We start from the raw sequence: 17,742 nt of genomic DNA, 5'->3' as shown, positions 1-17,742 counted from the left end.
CATTCCCCTGCATCTGTTAAATCAAGATTATAATCAGCAACACACCTGCGACACTCCCAACCGCAAGCGATACCCGTATGCGGTCCTTCGACTCTGTCTCAAGCTCTCGGATATGTCGTCCCAGATCTGCCTGCAGCAACGCCAGTCCTTCCTCCTGTGCCTGTACATCCAGATATCCGATAGTCTGTCCCAGGTTATATATATATTCCATATCTTCTTGTTTTAGACCGGAACTTTCGTACAGTCTGTCTGCATGCTTTCTCCAGATCTGATCAAAATCGGCAGCCACTTCCGTATAAGAATATGCCTGTTCCTGCTGCACCTCCTTGAGTGCCTGTGAAAGTTCTGACAGCCACGCGGCATATGGCGGACGGCATTTTTTTGCAACACGGGCAAATACCTGTGCCAGAATATCTCTCCGGTATCGAAGCTCCGCTGTGGCAACGGAAAGCACGCGGGAATATTCCTGCATTTCTTTCACGCGACGGCGGATTGCCATCGCGCGAAGAATCCCCATAGCCACGCAGCCACCAAGCACACAGATGATTCCGATCAATTTGCAACCGACAGTGAACCAATGTATAACTCATTACCCCTCTCGTCAAAGATCGATTCAACCGTTCCGATCCCTGCGCTCCGTCCAAGTACGATGTAGCGTTCGAACACCTTCTCCTCTACCAGCTTCCGAAGCACCGGACGCGTGCGGATATCGTCGATGGAATCCCCATGGATTGTCGCCAGAATCCCACAGCCACAATTGATGACATACGAGATTGCATCGATATCCTCCCGGCTTCCGATCTCATCCACCGCAATCACCTTCGGACTCATTGACCGAAGCAGCATCAACATCCCTTCCGCCTTTGGACATCCATCTAAGATATCCGTGCGAAGCCCAACATCATTTTGCGGAATTCCCATGTAGCAGGCGGCAAGCTCTGAGCGTTCGTCCACCACGCCGACATTCATCCCTCTACAATAACTGTTCCCATCCGATATCAGCCGCACCAGATCCCGCAGGATTGTTGTCTTCCCGCACCCCGGAGGCGATATGATCAGCGTATGCAGAAGCCTGCCGTCCTTAATCACATACGGAAGCAGGCAGGCCGCACAGCCCTTAATCTGATGGGATACCCGAATATTAATAAACGATATATGTTTCACGTTTCTTACTCTCCCATGCTCCAATACAACCTGACCGGCAACGCCGACGCGATGCCCGCCACACACTGTCACAAACCCTTGTCTCACTTCATCCTCATATGCATACAATGAGTAATCGGTCACTGCATCGATAATCCCCCGGATATCATCCGCAGTTACACGATATGCTTTTTTTCGATCGAGTGTCAGTCCCCCACAATTCTGCACAAAATATTCTCCCTGCATAAAAACCAATATCAACGGCTCGCAGATCCGGAACCGAAGCTCTATCAGGGAGTTATAATCTATGTCAATCTGATTAATTATGTACCGAATACAAGGGGGGAGTAATTTTAAGATTTCGTTTTTCACAGCATTCACCCCTACCATATATATATGCGGGATGCGGAAATATATGATTGGAAATTTGGGGTTTATCCGGATCGCAGATCGCACAATTTCTGCATGACGACATATTACACAAAAAGGCACGCTCCGAAACGGAACGTGCCTTTGATCATTCTGATTTAATTTGTAATTTTCAAATTACTTTGCTCTTGAAAGATACTTTCCTGTACGTGTATCAATCTTGATAACCTCTCCCTGATTGATGAACAGAGGAACATTCAATGTAGCACCTGTCTCAACTGTACAAGGCTTTGTAGCGTTTGTAGCTGTATTTCCTGCTACACCCGGCTCACATTCTGTAATCTCAAGCTCTACAAAATCAGGACCTTCTACTGCGAATACATTTCCTTCGTAGATAGAAATCTTGCATGTCATGCCTTCCTTAACAAACTTCATAGCGTCACCAACTACGCTCTCATCAACAGGAATCATCTCGAATGTCTCCTGATCCATGAAGTAATACAGATTACCATCTCTGTAAGAGTAGTCCATATCCTTACGCTCGATATATGCAGAATCGAACTTTGCTGTAGGGTTGAAACTTGTCTCTCTGATTGCACCTGTGATAATATTCTTATACTTTGTACGAACGAATGCAGCACCCTTACCTGGCTTTACATGCTGAAACTCTATTACCTGACAAGGCTGACCATCACATACAAAAGTCACACCATTTCTGAAATCACTTGCTTCCATAATTATCCTCCTAAAATAACATATACATTCGAAATTAAATACATTCAGTATCTTTGTTATTCTAATATACCTAATAAAAATTTTCAATAACTTTTCCGGAATTTCTAAAATTTTTCATTAAAAATCTATCAAATCCCCTATTTTACCATTCTGTATGCATCAAATTATGCTGTTTTTTTCGTATGTTTTATATTCAATTTACATTTTTTGTATAAATTTCACAATTTGTTCATGGGAAATGGTTTGCCAAAATATTGAAATTATAGTATGCTAGTATATAAGTTATCGCAAAATCGCAATAAACATATAGCATAAAATTCGCATATATCATATATGTGTAATTATCAGACTGTGTCATTGTCTATCAGTATGTACTTATTGCATTGTTACATTTGCTGGTTTCAGCGTCTGCAATGCATCATTAACAAATATCAGATAAGGAAGTGAATATATGAATCAACAGGAATTTTCAGCAGTCACACCGGAGTTTGAGCGTTTGGCAAAATTATGCGAAAGCCACGATGTGATTGATCCCGAATTGTATACAAAATATCAGGTAAAGCGCGGGCTGCGTGATTTAGACGGCAAAGGAGTCCTGACAGGCCTTACGGAAATCTCCACCATCATCTCCTCCGAGGAGGTAAACGGTGTCACAATACCAATCGACGGCCAGCTCTACTACCGCGGAATTAACATTTATGATCTGGTCAGGGGCTTTACTTCCGAGAAGCGTTTCGGTTTTGAAGAAACTGTCTATCTTCTGCTGTTCGGTGAGCTGCCGAACCAAAAAGAGCTTACAGATTTCAACACGTTGCTCGGTTCGTACCGAAAGCTGCCTCATTATTTTGCAAGAGACATTATATTAAAAACACCGACACCCGATATCATGAATGCTCTTGCGAAAAATATCCTCACACTCAGTTCTTACGACACAAACGCCATGGATGTCAGCGTCCCGAACGTCCTTCGTCAGAGCATTGAGCTGATTGCGAATTTCCCGGCGCTTGCTGTGTACTCGTATCAGGCATACCGCCACTACGAGCTCGGGAAGGGGCTTTATATCCACCAGCCAAAGCCGGAACTTTCCACTGCCGAGAATATTCTGCGTCTCCTGCGTCAGGATAAATCTTATACCGATACCGAGGCAAAGGTTCTCGACTTAGCGCTCGTGCTCCATGCTGAGCATGGCGGTGGTAACAACTCCACATTTACAACACACGTTGTTACCTCTTCCGGAACAGATACCTATTCTTCGGTCGCCGCTTCCCTCTGCTCTTTGAAGGGTCCAAAGCATGGCGGCGCCAATGTCAAGGTAAAGCGTATGTTTGACGATCTGAAAGAGCACGTCCGCGACTGGGATGATAAAGATGAAATCCGTCAGTATCTGTGTGATATTCTGGACAAGAAAGCTTTCGACCGTTCCGGACTGATCTACGGAATGGGACATGCCGTATATTCCATCTCCGATCCACGTGCGAATGTATTCCAGACTTTCGTCGGAAAACTTTCTGAGGAAAAGCACAAGGAAAAAGAATACAAACTTTATATGGATGTCGCCGAGATTGCGAAGGAAGTCATCGCAGACAAACGCAAGATCTATAAAGGTGTCAGCCCGAATGTTGATTTCTACAGCGGGTTCGTGTACACCATGCTTGATCTGCCGGAAGAACTCTTCACGCCAATGTTTGCCGTTGCCCGTATCGCCGGCTGGAGCGCCCACCGTATCGAAGAGCTGATCAATGCCAACAAGATCATCCGCCCGGCTTACAAGTCGATTGCGGAAAACCGCGCATATACACCGATTGCAGAGCGGTAAGAAATTATCGTACCGGAAGCTAATCGGTAACATAGTAAAGGGGAACGATTTCTCGTTCCCCTTTGTTTTTGATATTCCACATTCTTTTTTCTTAACTAACTTCGTACCCAACGGAGTCAAAGTTAAAATCAGACGTTTTCTCCCGTTTCTACAACCCTCGTTCTTTAAGCTTTGATACAAGCTGCACGTAAAATTCGCGCACATCAAATCCCGGAATATCCTCACGGTTCAAGTCGATCACATCGCCGTGTGAAATTCCCCGCTTGCCCTTTACAGTCAGGAACTGGTAGTCTTCTCCCCAGGCAAAAGACTTCTCTCCAACCAGGCCATCATTCGGTCCGTCAAACCGCTTAACAAGCAGATACGACAGATTGAGCGGGAATCGTCCGGATGATGGACGATTCAATTTCGAGCCAAAAGACTGGTAATAAATCCCCGGTGCATCCTTTGCCTCTTCATTAAATTCCGCACAGTTTGTCGAAGTGAGATCATGCACAGCCGCCATGAAATCCGGATTCGTATCTCCAAGCTTTTCCGCCCCTACGTTGTATGCTTTTTCAATCGCCTTTTGCTGTGCCTCCGGAATATTGTCTAATAAATAATCGGCAAATTCACAGCCTCTGTGTGGCGTGTTGATTGTCGTAAGTGACGCAATATAATCTCCTGCGGAAGTAAGTGCAATCGCCGCCCTCGTGTCAAGTCCACCTTTGGAATGCGCGATCACATTTACCTTCTCACAGCCGGTTTCCTCGACAATCTGCCTGATACGTGCCTCTAATTCCTTTGCACTATCCCGCACAGCCGCGGCACTGTTATGGTTTCCGTAATAGATCTTCGCACCATTTTCCGTAAGCTCCGCCGGTATTCTGCCCCAGTAATTTAAGTGTTCAAAATCCCGGAAGAACACGCCATGCACCATAAGTATCGGATATTTTGTTTTACATATCTGCTTATCTGCCCGCGCAGCATTTCGCTTCGCACGCAGCTTCTCGAACTTTACTTCCCGTCTTACCGTCCGAATAATGATATGCAGCATCACAAGATGCGCAATCGGAATCCAGCCACATATAAGCCCCAACACACGCCAGCGGATTCCCAGCTGCTGTGATGTCAGATACACGCTGATCATTCCAATCCAGAATATCGTAATCTCAACCAGGAAGATAATACACAGACGGATCAGCCAGTATTTTTTCTCTACCGTAATTCCTGCCGGACCATTCGCAAACCATCGCTCATAGAATCCGCAAAAGCCAAGAATCAGATAGATGGCTGCAAGCAACGTTGTCACATAAAATATCTGCAACATGTTTTTACCGAAATTACATATCTTCAGTTTTCCTGTCATTGTTTTCTCCTATCGGCATCTACCCCTGCAGTCCTGCTGACTGACGGATCATATCCTCAACAACAATATCGTAGATCTCGCCAACTGTGCTGCAATACTCCAGCACCTTCCAAGGCTCATTCGTATGAAAATGAATCTTCACCAGATCCTCGTCTCCAGCCGCGATCAAGCTGTTTCCCTCGATATGATCCGTGATATAATCTGCGATCTCATCCTCGTCCAAATCCCTATCTCTCCGGTCGATCAGCAACTGCGTATCATACCGATATGCAAACTGATCATCTTCTGCATCAATTGAATTCATTCCCATATTCGTTTCCTCCATTTTTCAATCTTTACTCTGCTTCCATTATTTCCTTCGTAAGCACATGTCTTCTCCAATTCCAGCGTAGCCGCTCCTAGTTCAGCAATAACCAGCTTGCCTACCCGCGTCGCTCCAGCTTCGCTGCACGCATCATGTAACTTACATTGTTCACAAGCAGAATCATACATACATATACAAATCCCATAATATCTGTCTTAAACAAAAATGTAAAGATAAATGTGACAATACACAAGATCAGGCATACTACATGTGTGCTCAAAAATGCCTGATACCCTGCACGGTACACAATCAACCGTTCTGCTTCATCACAAGAACTCATCCACACCTTATGAAACTGGAAGTCTAATGCATTTCCACGTTTTTCCGGATTTAACTTTTTCTCAATATCAACAGTAAGTTTCGGAATCAGAATCTCAATTGCCATCGTTATCACGAACAACGCAACAGCAATCACCCACATCGCGGACTGATATCCGCTCACTTTTCCATATCCTTTTTCTACATCATATAAGAAGCAGAAAAACAGACAAAGCTCTATAATCGAAAAAATGTTTGACATGATCATCGGTACATTCAACTTATCCTCCAACGTATCCCACAGATCATCATTTTCACGATCTTTCTGTAACTGTTTATATAATGCGCTACATCTTGTATACGCGATTACCGGAAGCAAGCATCCAAGAAACGATACAACCGCGAAAAGTATCGGAATCGCATCAAACGCAAATGCTCGGATTGCTGTAACAACCGCGTCGAAACTCTGCGTCTTTTCTACCTTTCCCATGATTTTACCTACAATATATCCCGCCAGAAAACAAATTGCCAACGCGGAAATCAAAATGATTAATGCCTTTTTTGTTGATTTTTCCTTCGTTTTCTTATCTTTACTCATCTTCCGCACCCTCCGTATATTCAAAGATATCTTCCACAGTCACGCCGCATGCTTTTGCAAGCTTCAACGCTAATGTGACCGACGGCGAATAATCGCCACGTTCAATCTGACTGATTGTCTGGCGCGATGTCTGCACCAAAGCACCCATCTCCTGCTGATTGACTCCGAGCTTCGACCGGTATTCCTTCAAATGATTATTCAGTGGCATCGTGATTCTCCTCTCCACCATGATATTTCGGATTCACAAACACAAAGTTTTCCCACACCTTTTTATTTTTCACTCCTCCAAAAATCATGTTTCCGTACAGATTTGAAAATATCACTGCATAGCAGATTCCAAAAGCAATATTATCCATTGCCATCCAGCCAACAGCGAACCCGACAACAGCCCCAAGAAGATATCCGAATGCAACATTCTTTTTCTCCTTTGGATCCATATTCTTCTTGTAAACAAGTTCATCTCCCCACTCGATTCCAGCCCAGAATCCGTCGCTCATACAGCCTTTCATGTAGTTGCGGATCATATCCTCAATCTTATTTTTCTGGTCGGACAACGCATCCGGCAGATACCATAAAATAAGCTTCATCGCAGCTTTGCTATCTTCAAAAATCTCTTTCAATTTCCTGACAGCTTCCTGACTCTCCATCCGCCGTTCACCCGCCATAGCTTCTGTCTCTCCGGCTTCTATAAAATAATCCTCAATCCTCTCAAACACATATATTCCGACCAGTTTTTTCTCCTGATAAATGCCGCACACCTTTCCGTTACTTACCAGTGCCTTGTCTACAGCTTTTTTTATATTCTCACCGGATGCCTCAATCGGTACTGCCTCGCCCACATGGGCGCCCAGCTGGAAATCCTCTCTATCCACACGCTTACCCTTGATCGTATAGATTTTCAGCTTCTTATCCGCTTTAACAGTTCCAATCTCCATATCACACACTCCATTCTTCCGCGCCCTTACATAATTGCATTGCCCGGTTATTTATACTCACTCTTTTTATACTTGACAACTATTCTTGTCATTTGTGCACGATCTATATATAGCATATGACAAGTTTTCTTGTCAATATATTTTGACAACTTTCTTTGTCATTTTTTCGTTTGCTTTCCTCTACCCCGGGTGTCACCACATCGTGGGTTTTTCCGCTCGCATTCCACTCCTCACGCCCAGTTTTCTCTCCGTCACCTGCCTATTAGTTTCCGGTTTGGGTTTTCTCGCTTGCTTTTCTCTCCCCAAACCCACGCCATGGGTTTTTCCTCTCGTTTCTTACTCCACACGCCCAGTTTTCTCTCCTCCACCTGCCTATTAGCTTCCAGTTTGGGGTTTCTCGCTTACTTTTCTCTTTCTACGCCCACGACGTGGTTTTTTCCGCTCGTATCCTACTCCTCACGCCCAGTTTTCTCTCCGTCACTTACCAATCAGCTTCCAGGGTGGGTTTTCACGCTTGCAAACACCCGCGCACACCAATTTAATAAAATGTATCTAACCATGCGGTCAAACTCATATATAATATGTTTGGAATTTAGAAGTTCTTGATGTTCTGTTTGATACACAGCAATACCTGAACACGATGTTCAGGTAAGCCGCCACTGAGCCATGGACGGCGAATTGGCGGCGGTTGCGTGCATGTTTATTACCTATATCAGAACATCTTAGAACTTCTTAATTTCAATACATCATATATGAGTTGACCACATGGCTAGATACAAAATTAACAGGATGCGCGGGGATTCGCTCATACAGAGACAAGATGCGCTCTGCGCATCTTGCTCTGATTAGCGGTCGTCAAATGCACCGCATAAATGCGTGCATTTTCCTCGTCGCCATAACAAAAAACGCCACGCGATTGGGGAATCCCAAACGCATGGCGTTTCATAAACTGTAAACTTATTCTGCTTTTCCAATCGAAAGGAATCCACTGTCGTTCGACTGAAGCAGAAACGAAAGTCCAATCTTCTTCTTTGCTTCCTCAGTCGCAACATAGATTTCCCCGGTCTCAACCAGAGATTTCGCAATCTCAAGCACCTTATCCTTGAACATCATCATCTCACGGCGATCTCTGGAACTCAGCTTAAACAGATACTGGTTCTTCGAGCTGATCAGCAGGATACTGTAAGAATGTACATTGTTCTTTGTCTCACGCATACCGGAACCAATCATACGGGAGTTCGCAATGATAATCTCAGCATTCTCGTCCGGCAGATACTCTGACAGGATCAACTTGTAGATCTTCAGATAATCCTCCTCCTGATCTGCACTGACCGGCATCTCCGCAACTGCAAACTCCACAACGGAATCTGCAAGCTTAATCGTACCACCCTCATCATTAATCACAGCCGTACTCTCCTTCGGAACACACAGGCGGAAGAACTTGTTCTCGATAACCTTCTGTCCACTCGTCGGCTGCTTGATTACAAGGTCTGTATACTTCTTCTCCAGCATATTCATGGAGATAATCGCACTGTCATCGCCTGTCTCCGCAATCTCGCACAACTCGTTATACAGATCCACAATGCCCGGTGTAATATAGGCTACCATCTCTACAATCTTCTTCACAGCCGGAACATACGCCTGCTTTGCACTGTGCATATAAAGCTCGATCTGCTTGCTCATATCGTCTGTCTTGCCGGCCTTATACTCAATTACCTTGAAGAGGTTGTCCTTATCAAAATCCTCATATCCATGGTCGTAAGCCTTCTCAAAATACTTGATACTCTTAATCTCTCCATGATAATTCTCGTCCGCCTCCTGCTGCTGGTAGATCTTACCAAGCTCGTAAGCTGCCTGATAACTTCCCAGACCAAGGGCTTCCAAAAATGCTTTCTCGATCTCATAGGAATTAGCAATATAGAACACCTGGCTCTGCTTATACAGCGCAACCTTCAAAGCTGCAGGTCCGCTTCCGGCTTCTACCGAACGCTCCCATGTTTCTACAGAGCGCTGCAGATCCTCGTTGCCAAGCTCCTGAATATCCTTGATATACGCTTCCGCCTCCAGAATACCATTTGCCTGTGCTTCCTTGAAATACTCTAACGCCTTGATACCATCCCGCTTCGTACGAAGCACACCATAGTAATAAAAACGTCCCAGATAGAATGCAACCCGTCGATGTCCGAGACGATGTGCTGTCTCATACCAATTGAGCGCCTTCATGTAATCTTTCATCTTCTGATCATAGATGTTACCGAGCAGGAATGCCAGATCCGGATCCTTCGTCGCATCAAACAACTGCTTTGCATAACTAATTGTCTTCTCGAGATCCTTATACGGTGAATCCTCATCGTAATACAATTCAATCAACAGATAACTAGCCTTGATACTTCCCAGCTTCAACGCCTGCTTCGCAGCCGCCATCGCGCCCTCATAGTCCTCCAAATAATAACAATACAGTGCCTCACTGTAATACTGGTTATCCTTACGGTTCAGACTCTGGTCACTGACAAGTGTCGGGTCGACGAACGCAAACGAGTTCGCTGTCTCGAAGATAATCTCCTCATACTGTTCGATAATCTCCATGGATGCACATACAAAACGCATACATGCAAGCCGCTTACCCTGATAGAAGGCAAATGTTACAATACCCTTCTCCATCTCCTTGTGATAGAACGTCGTACAGATACCATCTGCATACTCTGTGATATATGCCTTCAACTGCAATTCCTCGTCAAATGCATCATTACAATAACGAAGATAATTCTCCAGCGTCTTCTTGGAATCTCTCGGAATACTGTCATAGCTTACATACATCGCAAAGTCCTTGTATGTAAGACTTGGTGCATAATACTCCTCATCGGTATCACTGTTAATCGTCTTCACCCAGTCCTTCGGAAGCTTGTGGATATATCCATCAACCTGATTATGTACATATGTATACTGATACTGCAGACGCGCCGGATCAATCGCCTTGTATTTCGGTTCCTTGCCCTTTGCACGTCTCGCTTCCGCGATCTCTGTATAGAGCTTATCCTTCTCTTCAAACTCAATACTATCTGTATGCTGGCTTGCGTACTCGACACGTTCATAAGCCGATTTTGCCTTCGTATCACCCATATCCGCAAGTTTCTTGTACCAGGACATCGCTTTCTCGTAATCCACCGGTACGACAAAATCACTCTTATTTCCATACTGGTCAACACGATTCAGACCGTTCTCATAGATACTACCGAGATTCATATACGCCGCCTTAATGCCACATTCCGTTGCCTTCTCAAAGAATGTAATAGCCTTTGAAAAATTCTGGATATCCAGCAGCATCTGCGCCAGCTTATAAATCATCTCACCATCTTTACTCAGATTCGTATATTTCTCATAGTACTGTGTTGCCTTATTTAAATCCACATCAACAATACAGTTACTATACTTTCCTGTTTCATACAACTCCCCTAATATTTTCAAGGCATCCGTACCGAAATTCTTATAATTCGGATCCATAATCGCGATATCAACGATCTTTTCGAATATCTCTACGGCGTCCTCGGCATTTCCGTTTTCCATCAGGTTGATTGCCTTATCATATTGAAGTTCCACGTTGCTCTTGGCCGATTTTTTCTTACCGCCAAGACCAGACAAAAACGGAATCTTGCTAAAAAAACTGCTAAGCTTTCCCATCTGATATCCTCCTTTGTGGTCTTTCCCCTGCATAATTACCTATATAATACCATAGTTAAAATCCTTATGCAATAAAGACTACTTGACAGATTCAATATAATTTTTCATCTCCTCGACAGCAGTCTCCTCATCCGGTCCAGCTGCCTCTATTTCAAGCGTATCCCCATTTCCAAATCCGAGGCTCATCATTCCCATAATGCTTTTCGCATTGATTTTTCGATTCTGAGAATTAATCGTAATTTTACTCTCATACTTACTTGCAATCTGCACAAGCACAGCCACCGGTCTTGCCTCTGCATCTGCTGGTAAATTCACAACAACTGTCTTACTGATCATTTTGGTTCCTCCTTAGCTCATTGGCTATATCACTTATTTTTTTCAATCTATGATTGACTCCGGACTTTCCAATCGGCGGATTTAATTTCTTACCAAGCTCCACCAGACTCGTATCCGGCTCTTCCATACGCAGACTTGCGATCTCCCGCAAATGCTCTGGAAGGTATTTTAATCCTTTTGTCTGTTCAATATACGTGATGTCTTCCATCTGCTTGACAGCAGCACTTACGACCTTATTTAAGTTCGCCGTCTCACAATTCACACGTCGGTTAACGGAATTACGCATATCCTTTAAGATACGTATATTTTCCATATCCATCAGGGACACATGTGCTCCCATGACATTTAGCAGATCGACAATCATCGATCCATCCTTGATGTAAACTACATAATATTTCTTGCGCTGGATCTGCTTCGGCTCAATCGAAAAATCACGAATCAATCTGGTCAGCATAACTGCTTGCTCCGCATGGTCGCAGACGATTTCAAAATGATATCCCTTCTCCGGATCAGTCAGAGATCCAGTTGCCAGAAATGCTCCGCGGATGAATGCCTGCTTACAACAACTCCGCTCAACCAGAATCGGATTCACGGACAAATAATCGCCATGATCTATAAGCTTCAGCATCTGTCTGCCATCTGGCGTATTGATATCTACACCCAAAAGCGTCGTAAGCTTCGTGATTTTCTCCTGCAAAATAGTGTTTTCCCCACGCATCGTCCAGACACCATCCCGGTATTCACCGGACATTACAATCATGGCAGCAAGCTCTGCCATCCGGCAATGCCTGCCTGTACTGATATGGGAAAGCAGTTCCGCTTTCACCTTCGATGAAAACGACATATCTATTCCCCTTTCACGATACGGTCTTTGCCGATATCTCTATGATACAGGCGTACCGTATATGGAAGCTTCTGTAATGTCTCGTACAATGCATTTGCCACTGTCACTGACCGATGCTTTCCTCCGGTGCATCCCACGGAAATGACTAACTGATTCTTACCCTCTTTCAGATAATTCGGAATTAGGAATTCCAGCATATCTGTAAGTTTATCCATAAATGCAGTATATTCCTTACAATTTTTCACCATATCAGAAACGGGTTTATCATTTCCCGTCTGTGGCCGGAGCTCCGGAACATAATACGGATTCGGCAGGAATCGCACATCGAATACAAGATCAGAATCTCTTGGAATCCCATACTTAAACCCAAAGGACATCACAGTCACGATAATATTGTTGTACTGTTTGCCCTCCACAAATATCTTCTCAATCTCTTGCTTTAACTCTCTTGTAAGCAGATTACTTGTATCAATAATATAATCTGCACGCTGGCGCAAAAACTCAATCTTCTCGCGTTCCTTGACAATGCCTTCGTTGATTCTTCCATGCTTTGACAGCGGGTGTGCTCTTCGTGTCTCTTTATATCTTTTTACAAGCACCGGTTCATTTGCATCGAGGAAGAGAATTTCATACGTAAAGTTCCGTTTCTTCAAGGTTTCCAGACATACTGACATCTCGCCAAGTGCCTGCCCGCTTCGGATATCCACACCGATTGCGACATTATCAACCTCCAGCTTATCATCATGCGCGATCTCTGCAAATTTTTCAATTAACATGACCGGAAGATTATCGACACAGAAGAATCCCATATCCTCTAACATCTTCAACACCGTTGATTTTCCCGCTCCGCTCATTCCTGTTACTATTACAAATCTCATGGGATAATTCTTACCTCCGGTTCTAACATCACACCGTACTTCTCATTCACAACTTCCTGCACATGCTGCATCACTGCCAGCACATCTGCACTACTCGCCTGTCCGGCATTTACAACAAAACCACAATGTTTCTCCGATACCATCGCCCCGCCAACACGAAATCCACGCAGTCCACTGTCATCAATCAGCTTCGCTGCAAAATACCCTTCCGGGCGTTTGAACGTCGAGCCTGCACTCGGATATTCCAGTGGCTGTTTGCTTCGTCTTGCCTCTGCCAGTTCATTCATCCGGTCAAGGATTGCTATCTTATCTCCAATTTCCAATGACAATCCGACTCCAACTACAATCTTATCTGCATCGATAATGCTGTGCCGATAGGCAAACTCCATCTCGTCAACCATATATTTACGTATCGTACCATCCGTAGACAATATCTCCACATACGATACGATGTCCTTCATCTCACCACCATAGGCACCGGCATTCATCACGATTGCACCACCGATACTTCCTGGTATGCCTGCAGCAAATTCCATGCCTGTAAGACCTGCCTCATATGCCAGATTCGCCACACGTGCCAGAATCGCTCCCGCCTGCGCATATACTTCTGTTCCATCTATCTGGATTTCACTCATGGCGCTTCCAATCTGGATAATCATGCCATCATATCCGGCATCTGTAAACAAGACATTGCTTCCATTTCCAAGCACGCAATAGGGCAGCGCCTGTTCCCTACAATACGCGATCAGCATCTGTATCTCTTCCGTATTTTTCGGCATAGCAAAATACTTTGCTGCCCCACCAACGCGAAAAGTCGTGTGTTTGCACATCGGCTCCTGCTCCAATATTTTAATTTCTTCTATCTTCAAACTCATACTGTCCTCGCAAAAAAACATAAAAAAGCCCATAAGCTCTGATTTATCATAACTTATGGGCAAAATTTATTCAATGTGAAAATATATAGAAAAATCCTAAGGAAAACCGCTTCCCTTCGTCATTTTCACGATTAGGTTACACTAATCATTCATAATTGCACAGGCTCCACCATACATACCTGCATCATTTCCAAGCGTTGCAAGTGTAAACTTTGTGTTCTTGCATGCATGGAATGCATATTCCTTGAAATACTTCTCTGTTGTATCTGTGATGATAGATCCAGCCTTAGACACACCACCGCCGATAACAAATACTTCCGGATCAACAACACATGCAATCTGCGCCAATGCTTTACCAAGGCATTTACCATGTCTGTCTACAATCTCTGCTGCAAGCTCATCACCCTGCTTTGCTGCATCAAATACTTCCTTTGCAGATACATACTGCACATTCCGAAGTGCAGATGGACGATCCGTTGTGTTAAGCAGTGTATTTGCCATTCTTACGATACCTGTTGCAGAAGTATACTGCTCCAGACAACCCTTTCTGCCGCAGCCGCAAACCTCTGTCTCATCATCATTCACCTGGATATGTCCGATCTCGCCGCCAGCACCATTCACACCGGAAAGCATCTTTCCGTCTAAGATAATACCGCCGCCAACACCAGTTCCAAGTGTTACCATTACGATGTTGCTGAAGCCTTTTCCTCCACCCTGCCACATCTCGCCGAGCGCTGCCATGTTTGCATCATTACCAACCTTGACAGGAAGTCCGATGATCTTGGATAATTCATCGGCTGCATTAAAGATTCCCCATCCAAGGTTTACACAGCGAAGAACAGTTCCATCTGCCTTGACTGGTCCCGGAACGCCCATTCCGATACCCTTTATTTCGCTCTTTTCAATCTGCTTATCTGCAAGCTTATCCTCAATGGATGCCGCGATATCGCCCAAGATATACTTTCCGCCTTCGTCAGTGCGTGTTGTGATCTCCCACTTATCAACCATCGTTCCTTCTGCTGTGAAAAGACCAATCTTAACTGTTGTTCCTCCAATATCTACACCAAATACATACTTTGCCATGTTCCTCTATATCCTCCTTATTTCTCTTAGATATTATGTGAATTCTTCGCTATATTCTGTGTTACACGGTTATACAATTCCTGTGCAGCATTATATCCCATCTTCTTCTGTCTGTGGTTGACAGCTGCTGCCTCTACAATAACCGCAATATTTCGTCCTGGTCGGATCGGAATGGAATGACTGACGATTTTATTTCCTAGAATCTCTGTGTACTGGTCCTCCAATCCCAGGCGATCATAATTTGCATCCTTATCCCACTCTTCCAGATTCACAATCAGATCAATGCTCTGCGTATGCTTGACACACTCTACACCGAACATACTCTTGACATCGATAATTCCGATTCCTCGAAGTTCGATAAAATGCCGCGTAATATCCGGAGCCGTACCAATCAGTGTCTCATCCGAAACCTTCTTGATTTCTACGACATCATCCGATACAAGACGATGTCCGCGCCGGATCATCTCCAGCGCTGCCTCACTCTTACCAAGACCGCTGTCTCCTGTGATCATAACACCCTCACCATATACATCCAGCAAAACCGCATGAATGGAAATACGTGGTGCAAGCTCCACATGCAGCCACTTTACAACCTCATGCACAAAGTCAGATGTTGTCTCCGAAGTATCTGTCAAAATTGGGATTCCGCACCGCTTACCGGTCTCGATAATATAATCATATGGCTTGATATTCCGGCAGAAGATCAGACACGGAATCTTGAATGCAAATAGCTTTTCAAATATCTGAATATTCTCTTCCTCCGTATGCATATTTGAAATATACGCAAACTCGACATTTCCACATATTTGAATACGTGCTGAATCAAAATGTTCAAAAAATCCCGCCAGCTGAACTGCCGGACGGTTCATGTTTGGATCTTTAATCAATATATGATCAGTATCAATTTCAGGCGTATGATTGATCAGATTCATCTTTTGAATCAATTGTGTCACACTTACGCTATATTCTTCTTCCATGCCCTCTTACGTCTCCTTACTTATTTTGAAAAAATGGGCTGTCGCAGACGCAACAGCCCTTTGCTATTTTACTCTTCATCCTCAGACTCAGACGCTACTTCCTGATACTTCTCAAGAATGAGACTCTGGATTCGGTCTCTAGTCTCAGAATTAATCGGATGTGCGATATCCCGATATTCACCATCCGACGCCTTTCGACTCGGCATCGCAATAAACAGTCCCTTCTCTCCTTCAATTACCTTGATGTCATGCACTACAAATACATCATCAATCGTAATCGAAACAACTGCGCGCATCTTACCTTCTTTTGTAACCTTACGTACCCTTACATCTGTGATTTGCATATTAGTCCCCCTTTTACGCAACTCTTTTTGTGAAATTATAATGCGTATCTAAAATTCTTCTCAACGATGACCTTAATCTCGTTTGGATCACCGGTATGTACTGTATTTGCGCGAAGTGTATCACGGCTCTCCACGATACAATTCTCGATATAACAGTTATCTCCGATATGTACATCATTCAGAATAATAGAATTCTTGATGACACAGTTATTACCGATATAAACTTTTTTGAAAAGAACGGAATCTTCTACCGTACCATTGATAATGCTTCCGCTTGCAATCAAGCTGTTGCTGACAACTGCATCCCCGTTGTATTTTGCTGGTGGTAAATCCTCTACCTTTGAATATACATCCGGATGCTGGCGGAAGAAGTAATCACGAATATCTTTCTTCAGGAAGTCCATGTTGGTCTTGAAGTAAGAATCAATTGTACCGATATTTCTCCAATAAGAATCCAGTTTATATGCATAAATCTTCTTTACGTTCTTATAACGAACAAGAATATCGTTTACAAAATCGCTTCTGCCTTCTGCGGCACATGCCTCCAGCAATTCAATCAACTGACGTCGTCTTACAACATAGACACCGATGGATGCTGTATTAGTCTCTGCCACGATTGGCTTCTCCTCGAAGCTGATTACACGATTATCATCTGCAAGCTTAACAACGCCGAAACGATTGATATCATCTTCGCCCGGCTGGATATCCTTACATACAACTGTAATATCCGCACCTGTTGCAATATGCTCCTCCAGTACTTTGTTGTAATCCAGCTTGTACACTGCATCACCACTGGCGATAACCACATATGGCTCATGCGCAGATTTCAGGAAATTGATATTCTGATACAGCGCATCTGCAGTTCCCTTATACCAATAACTGTTTGTCGCTGTGATCGTTGGTGTAAACAGGTAAAGTCCTCCCTGCTTTCTACCGAAATCCCACCACTTGGAGGAATTCAAATGCTCGTTCAAAGAACGTGAATTATACTGTGTATAAACAGCTACCTTCTGGATATGAGAGTTTGTCATGTTGGAAAGTGTGAAATCAATTGCGCGATAGCTTCCCACGATCGGCATAGCTGCAACCGCTCTCTTCGCGGACAACTCTCCCATTCTGCTGCTATTTCCACCTGCTAAAATAATACCGATTGCTCTCATT

Annotated in this window: 18 protein-coding genes; 1 reads left to right on the top strand and 17 read right to left on the bottom strand. The window is 44.1% G+C overall.

Annotation, left to right across the window (positions count from 1 at the left end; genetic code table 11):
• Positions 1-16: 16 nt before the first annotated feature.
• The 3 genes from ACZQK9_RS00275 to efp form a co-directional block, all read right to left on the bottom strand.
• Positions 17-556, bottom strand: coding sequence for a stage III sporulation protein AB (locus tag ACZQK9_RS00275; RefSeq protein WP_483269281.1), 540 nt, complete (start codon positions 554-556; stop codon positions 17-19).
• Entirely contained in the window at positions 553-1,515 is a 963-nt protein-coding gene (spoIIIAA, locus tag ACZQK9_RS00270; protein ID WP_483269280.1) for a stage III sporulation protein AA, read from the bottom strand. The genes ACZQK9_RS00275 and spoIIIAA overlap by 4 nt, the downstream gene beginning before the upstream one ends.
• Before the next feature lie 174 nt (positions 1,516-1,689).
• Positions 1,690-2,250, bottom strand: a complete 561-nt coding sequence (efp, locus tag ACZQK9_RS00265; protein WP_178016800.1) for an elongation factor P — start codon at positions 2,248-2,250, stop codon at positions 1,690-1,692.
• A gap of 448 nt (positions 2,251-2,698) precedes the next feature.
• Here efp and ACZQK9_RS00260 point away from each other — a divergent pair, with 448 nt between their 5' ends.
• Positions 2,699-4,063: a citrate/2-methylcitrate synthase gene (locus ACZQK9_RS00260; RefSeq protein WP_483269279.1), complete on the top strand. Its 1,365-nt coding sequence runs from the start codon at positions 2,699-2,701 to the stop codon at positions 4,061-4,063.
• 148 nt (positions 4,064-4,211) lie between these two features.
• On the opposite strand, the gene ACZQK9_RS00255 is transcribed toward ACZQK9_RS00260, so the two are convergent.
• The 14 genes from ACZQK9_RS00255 to glgD form a co-directional block, all read right to left on the bottom strand.
• Positions 4,212-5,411 carry an esterase/lipase family protein gene (locus tag ACZQK9_RS00255; protein ID WP_483269278.1) on the bottom strand — a complete coding sequence of 400 codons (1,200 nt, stop codon included), beginning with the start codon at positions 5,409-5,411 and terminating at the stop codon, positions 4,212-4,214.
• Between the two features lie 19 nt (positions 5,412-5,430).
• Positions 5,431-5,721, bottom strand: a complete 291-nt coding sequence (locus ACZQK9_RS00250; RefSeq protein ID WP_178016432.1) for a hypothetical protein — start codon at positions 5,719-5,721, stop codon at positions 5,431-5,433.
• Between the two features lie 112 nt (positions 5,722-5,833).
• Positions 5,834-6,631 carry a DUF3169 family protein gene (locus ACZQK9_RS00245; protein ID WP_483269277.1) on the bottom strand — a complete coding sequence of 266 codons (798 nt, stop codon included), beginning with the start codon at positions 6,629-6,631 and terminating at the stop codon, positions 5,834-5,836.
• Entirely contained in the window at positions 6,624-6,839 is a 216-nt protein-coding gene (locus ACZQK9_RS00240) for a helix-turn-helix transcriptional regulator (RefSeq protein WP_117781281.1), read from the bottom strand. Before ACZQK9_RS00240 ends, ACZQK9_RS00245 begins: the two co-directional genes overlap by 8 nt.
• Positions 6,826-7,566, bottom strand: coding sequence for a hypothetical protein (locus ACZQK9_RS00235; RefSeq protein WP_483269276.1), 741 nt, complete (start codon positions 7,564-7,566; stop codon positions 6,826-6,828). The genes ACZQK9_RS00240 and ACZQK9_RS00235 overlap by 14 nt, the downstream gene beginning before the upstream one ends.
• 957 nt (positions 7,567-8,523) lie before the next feature.
• The gene (locus tag ACZQK9_RS00230; RefSeq protein ID WP_483269275.1) at positions 8,524-11,244 is read right to left on the bottom strand and encodes a tetratricopeptide repeat protein; all 2,721 of its coding nucleotides are present in this window, start codon (positions 11,242-11,244) and stop codon (positions 8,524-8,526) included.
• A 78-nt stretch (positions 11,245-11,322) separates the two neighbouring features.
• Complete coding sequence (locus ACZQK9_RS00225) at positions 11,323-11,580, bottom strand: HPr family phosphocarrier protein (RefSeq protein ID WP_178016429.1); 258 nt, start codon at positions 11,578-11,580, stop codon at positions 11,323-11,325.
• Positions 11,570-12,424 carry a DNA-binding protein WhiA gene (gene whiA / locus ACZQK9_RS00220; protein ID WP_178016428.1) on the bottom strand — a complete coding sequence of 285 codons (855 nt, stop codon included), beginning with the start codon at positions 12,422-12,424 and terminating at the stop codon, positions 11,570-11,572. Before whiA ends, ACZQK9_RS00225 begins: the two co-directional genes overlap by 11 nt.
• A gap of 2 nt (positions 12,425-12,426) precedes the next feature.
• Positions 12,427-13,302 carry an RNase adapter RapZ gene (gene rapZ, locus ACZQK9_RS00215; protein ID WP_178016427.1) on the bottom strand — a complete coding sequence of 292 codons (876 nt, stop codon included), beginning with the start codon at positions 13,300-13,302 and terminating at the stop codon, positions 12,427-12,429.
• Positions 13,299-14,177: a UDP-N-acetylmuramate dehydrogenase gene (gene murB, locus ACZQK9_RS00210; protein ID WP_483269274.1), complete on the bottom strand. Its 879-nt coding sequence runs from the start codon at positions 14,175-14,177 to the stop codon at positions 13,299-13,301. Before murB ends, rapZ begins: the two co-directional genes overlap by 4 nt.
• A gap of 141 nt (positions 14,178-14,318) precedes the next feature.
• The gene (locus tag ACZQK9_RS00205; RefSeq protein WP_483269273.1) at positions 14,319-15,260 is read right to left on the bottom strand and encodes an ROK family glucokinase; all 942 of its coding nucleotides are present in this window, start codon (positions 15,258-15,260) and stop codon (positions 14,319-14,321) included.
• 26 nt (positions 15,261-15,286) lie between these two features.
• Entirely contained in the window at positions 15,287-16,237 is a 951-nt protein-coding gene (gene hprK / locus ACZQK9_RS00200) for an HPr(Ser) kinase/phosphatase (protein WP_178016424.1), read from the bottom strand.
• A 68-nt stretch (positions 16,238-16,305) separates the two neighbouring features.
• Entirely contained in the window at positions 16,306-16,581 is a 276-nt protein-coding gene (gene spoVG / locus ACZQK9_RS00195; RefSeq protein WP_178016423.1) for a septation regulator SpoVG, read from the bottom strand.
• 35 nt (positions 16,582-16,616) lie between these two features.
• Complete coding sequence (gene glgD, locus ACZQK9_RS00190; protein ID WP_178016799.1) at positions 16,617-17,741, bottom strand: glucose-1-phosphate adenylyltransferase subunit GlgD; 1,125 nt, start codon at positions 17,739-17,741, stop codon at positions 16,617-16,619.
• Between the last annotated feature and the right edge of the window lies 1 nt (position 17,742).

The sequence above is a fragment of the Wujia sp. genome, assembly GCF_056872695.1.
This window is presented reverse-complemented; position numbering and strand designations above follow the sequence as displayed.

Excerpts from the sequence above, each read along its gene's own strand:
- ACZQK9_RS00260 (WP_483269279.1), top strand. The coding sequence starts at position 2,699 with ATGAATCAACAGGAATTTTCAGCAGTCACACCGGAGTTTGAGCGTTTG.
- ACZQK9_RS00255 (WP_483269278.1), bottom strand. The coding sequence starts at position 5,411 with ATGACAGGAAAACTGAAGATATGTAATTTCGGTAAAAACATGTTGCAG.
- ACZQK9_RS00250 (WP_178016432.1), bottom strand. The coding sequence starts at position 5,721 with ATGGGAATGAATTCAATTGATGCAGAAGATGATCAGTTTGCATATCGG.
- ACZQK9_RS00245 (WP_483269277.1), bottom strand. The coding sequence starts at position 6,631 with ATGAGTAAAGATAAGAAAACGAAGGAAAAATCAACAAAAAAGGCATTA.
- ACZQK9_RS00240 (WP_117781281.1), bottom strand. The coding sequence starts at position 6,839 with ATGCCACTGAATAATCATTTGAAGGAATACCGGTCGAAGCTCGGAGTC.
- ACZQK9_RS00235 (WP_483269276.1), bottom strand. The coding sequence starts at position 7,566 with ATGGAGATTGGAACTGTTAAAGCGGATAAGAAGCTGAAAATCTATACG.
- ACZQK9_RS00230 (WP_483269275.1), bottom strand. The coding sequence starts at position 11,244 with ATGGGAAAGCTTAGCAGTTTTTTTAGCAAGATTCCGTTTTTGTCTGGT.
- ACZQK9_RS00225 (WP_178016429.1), bottom strand. The coding sequence starts at position 11,580 with ATGATCAGTAAGACAGTTGTTGTGAATTTACCAGCAGATGCAGAGGCA.
- whiA (WP_178016428.1), bottom strand. The coding sequence starts at position 12,424 with ATGTCGTTTTCATCGAAGGTGAAAGCGGAACTGCTTTCCCATATCAGT.
- rapZ (WP_178016427.1), bottom strand. The coding sequence starts at position 13,302 with ATGAGATTTGTAATAGTAACAGGAATGAGCGGAGCGGGAAAATCAACG.
- murB (WP_483269274.1), bottom strand. The coding sequence starts at position 14,177 with ATGAGTTTGAAGATAGAAGAAATTAAAATATTGGAGCAGGAGCCGATG.
- ACZQK9_RS00205 (WP_483269273.1), bottom strand. The coding sequence starts at position 15,260 with ATGGCAAAGTATGTATTTGGTGTAGATATTGGAGGAACAACAGTTAAG.
- hprK (WP_178016424.1), bottom strand. The coding sequence starts at position 16,237 with ATGGAAGAAGAATATAGCGTAAGTGTGACACAATTGATTCAAAAGATG.
- spoVG (WP_178016423.1), bottom strand. The coding sequence starts at position 16,581 with ATGCAAATCACAGATGTAAGGGTACGTAAGGTTACAAAAGAAGGTAAG.
- glgD (WP_178016799.1), bottom strand. The coding sequence starts at position 17,741 with ATGAGAGCAATCGGTATTATTTTAGCAGGTGGAAATAGCAGCAGAATG.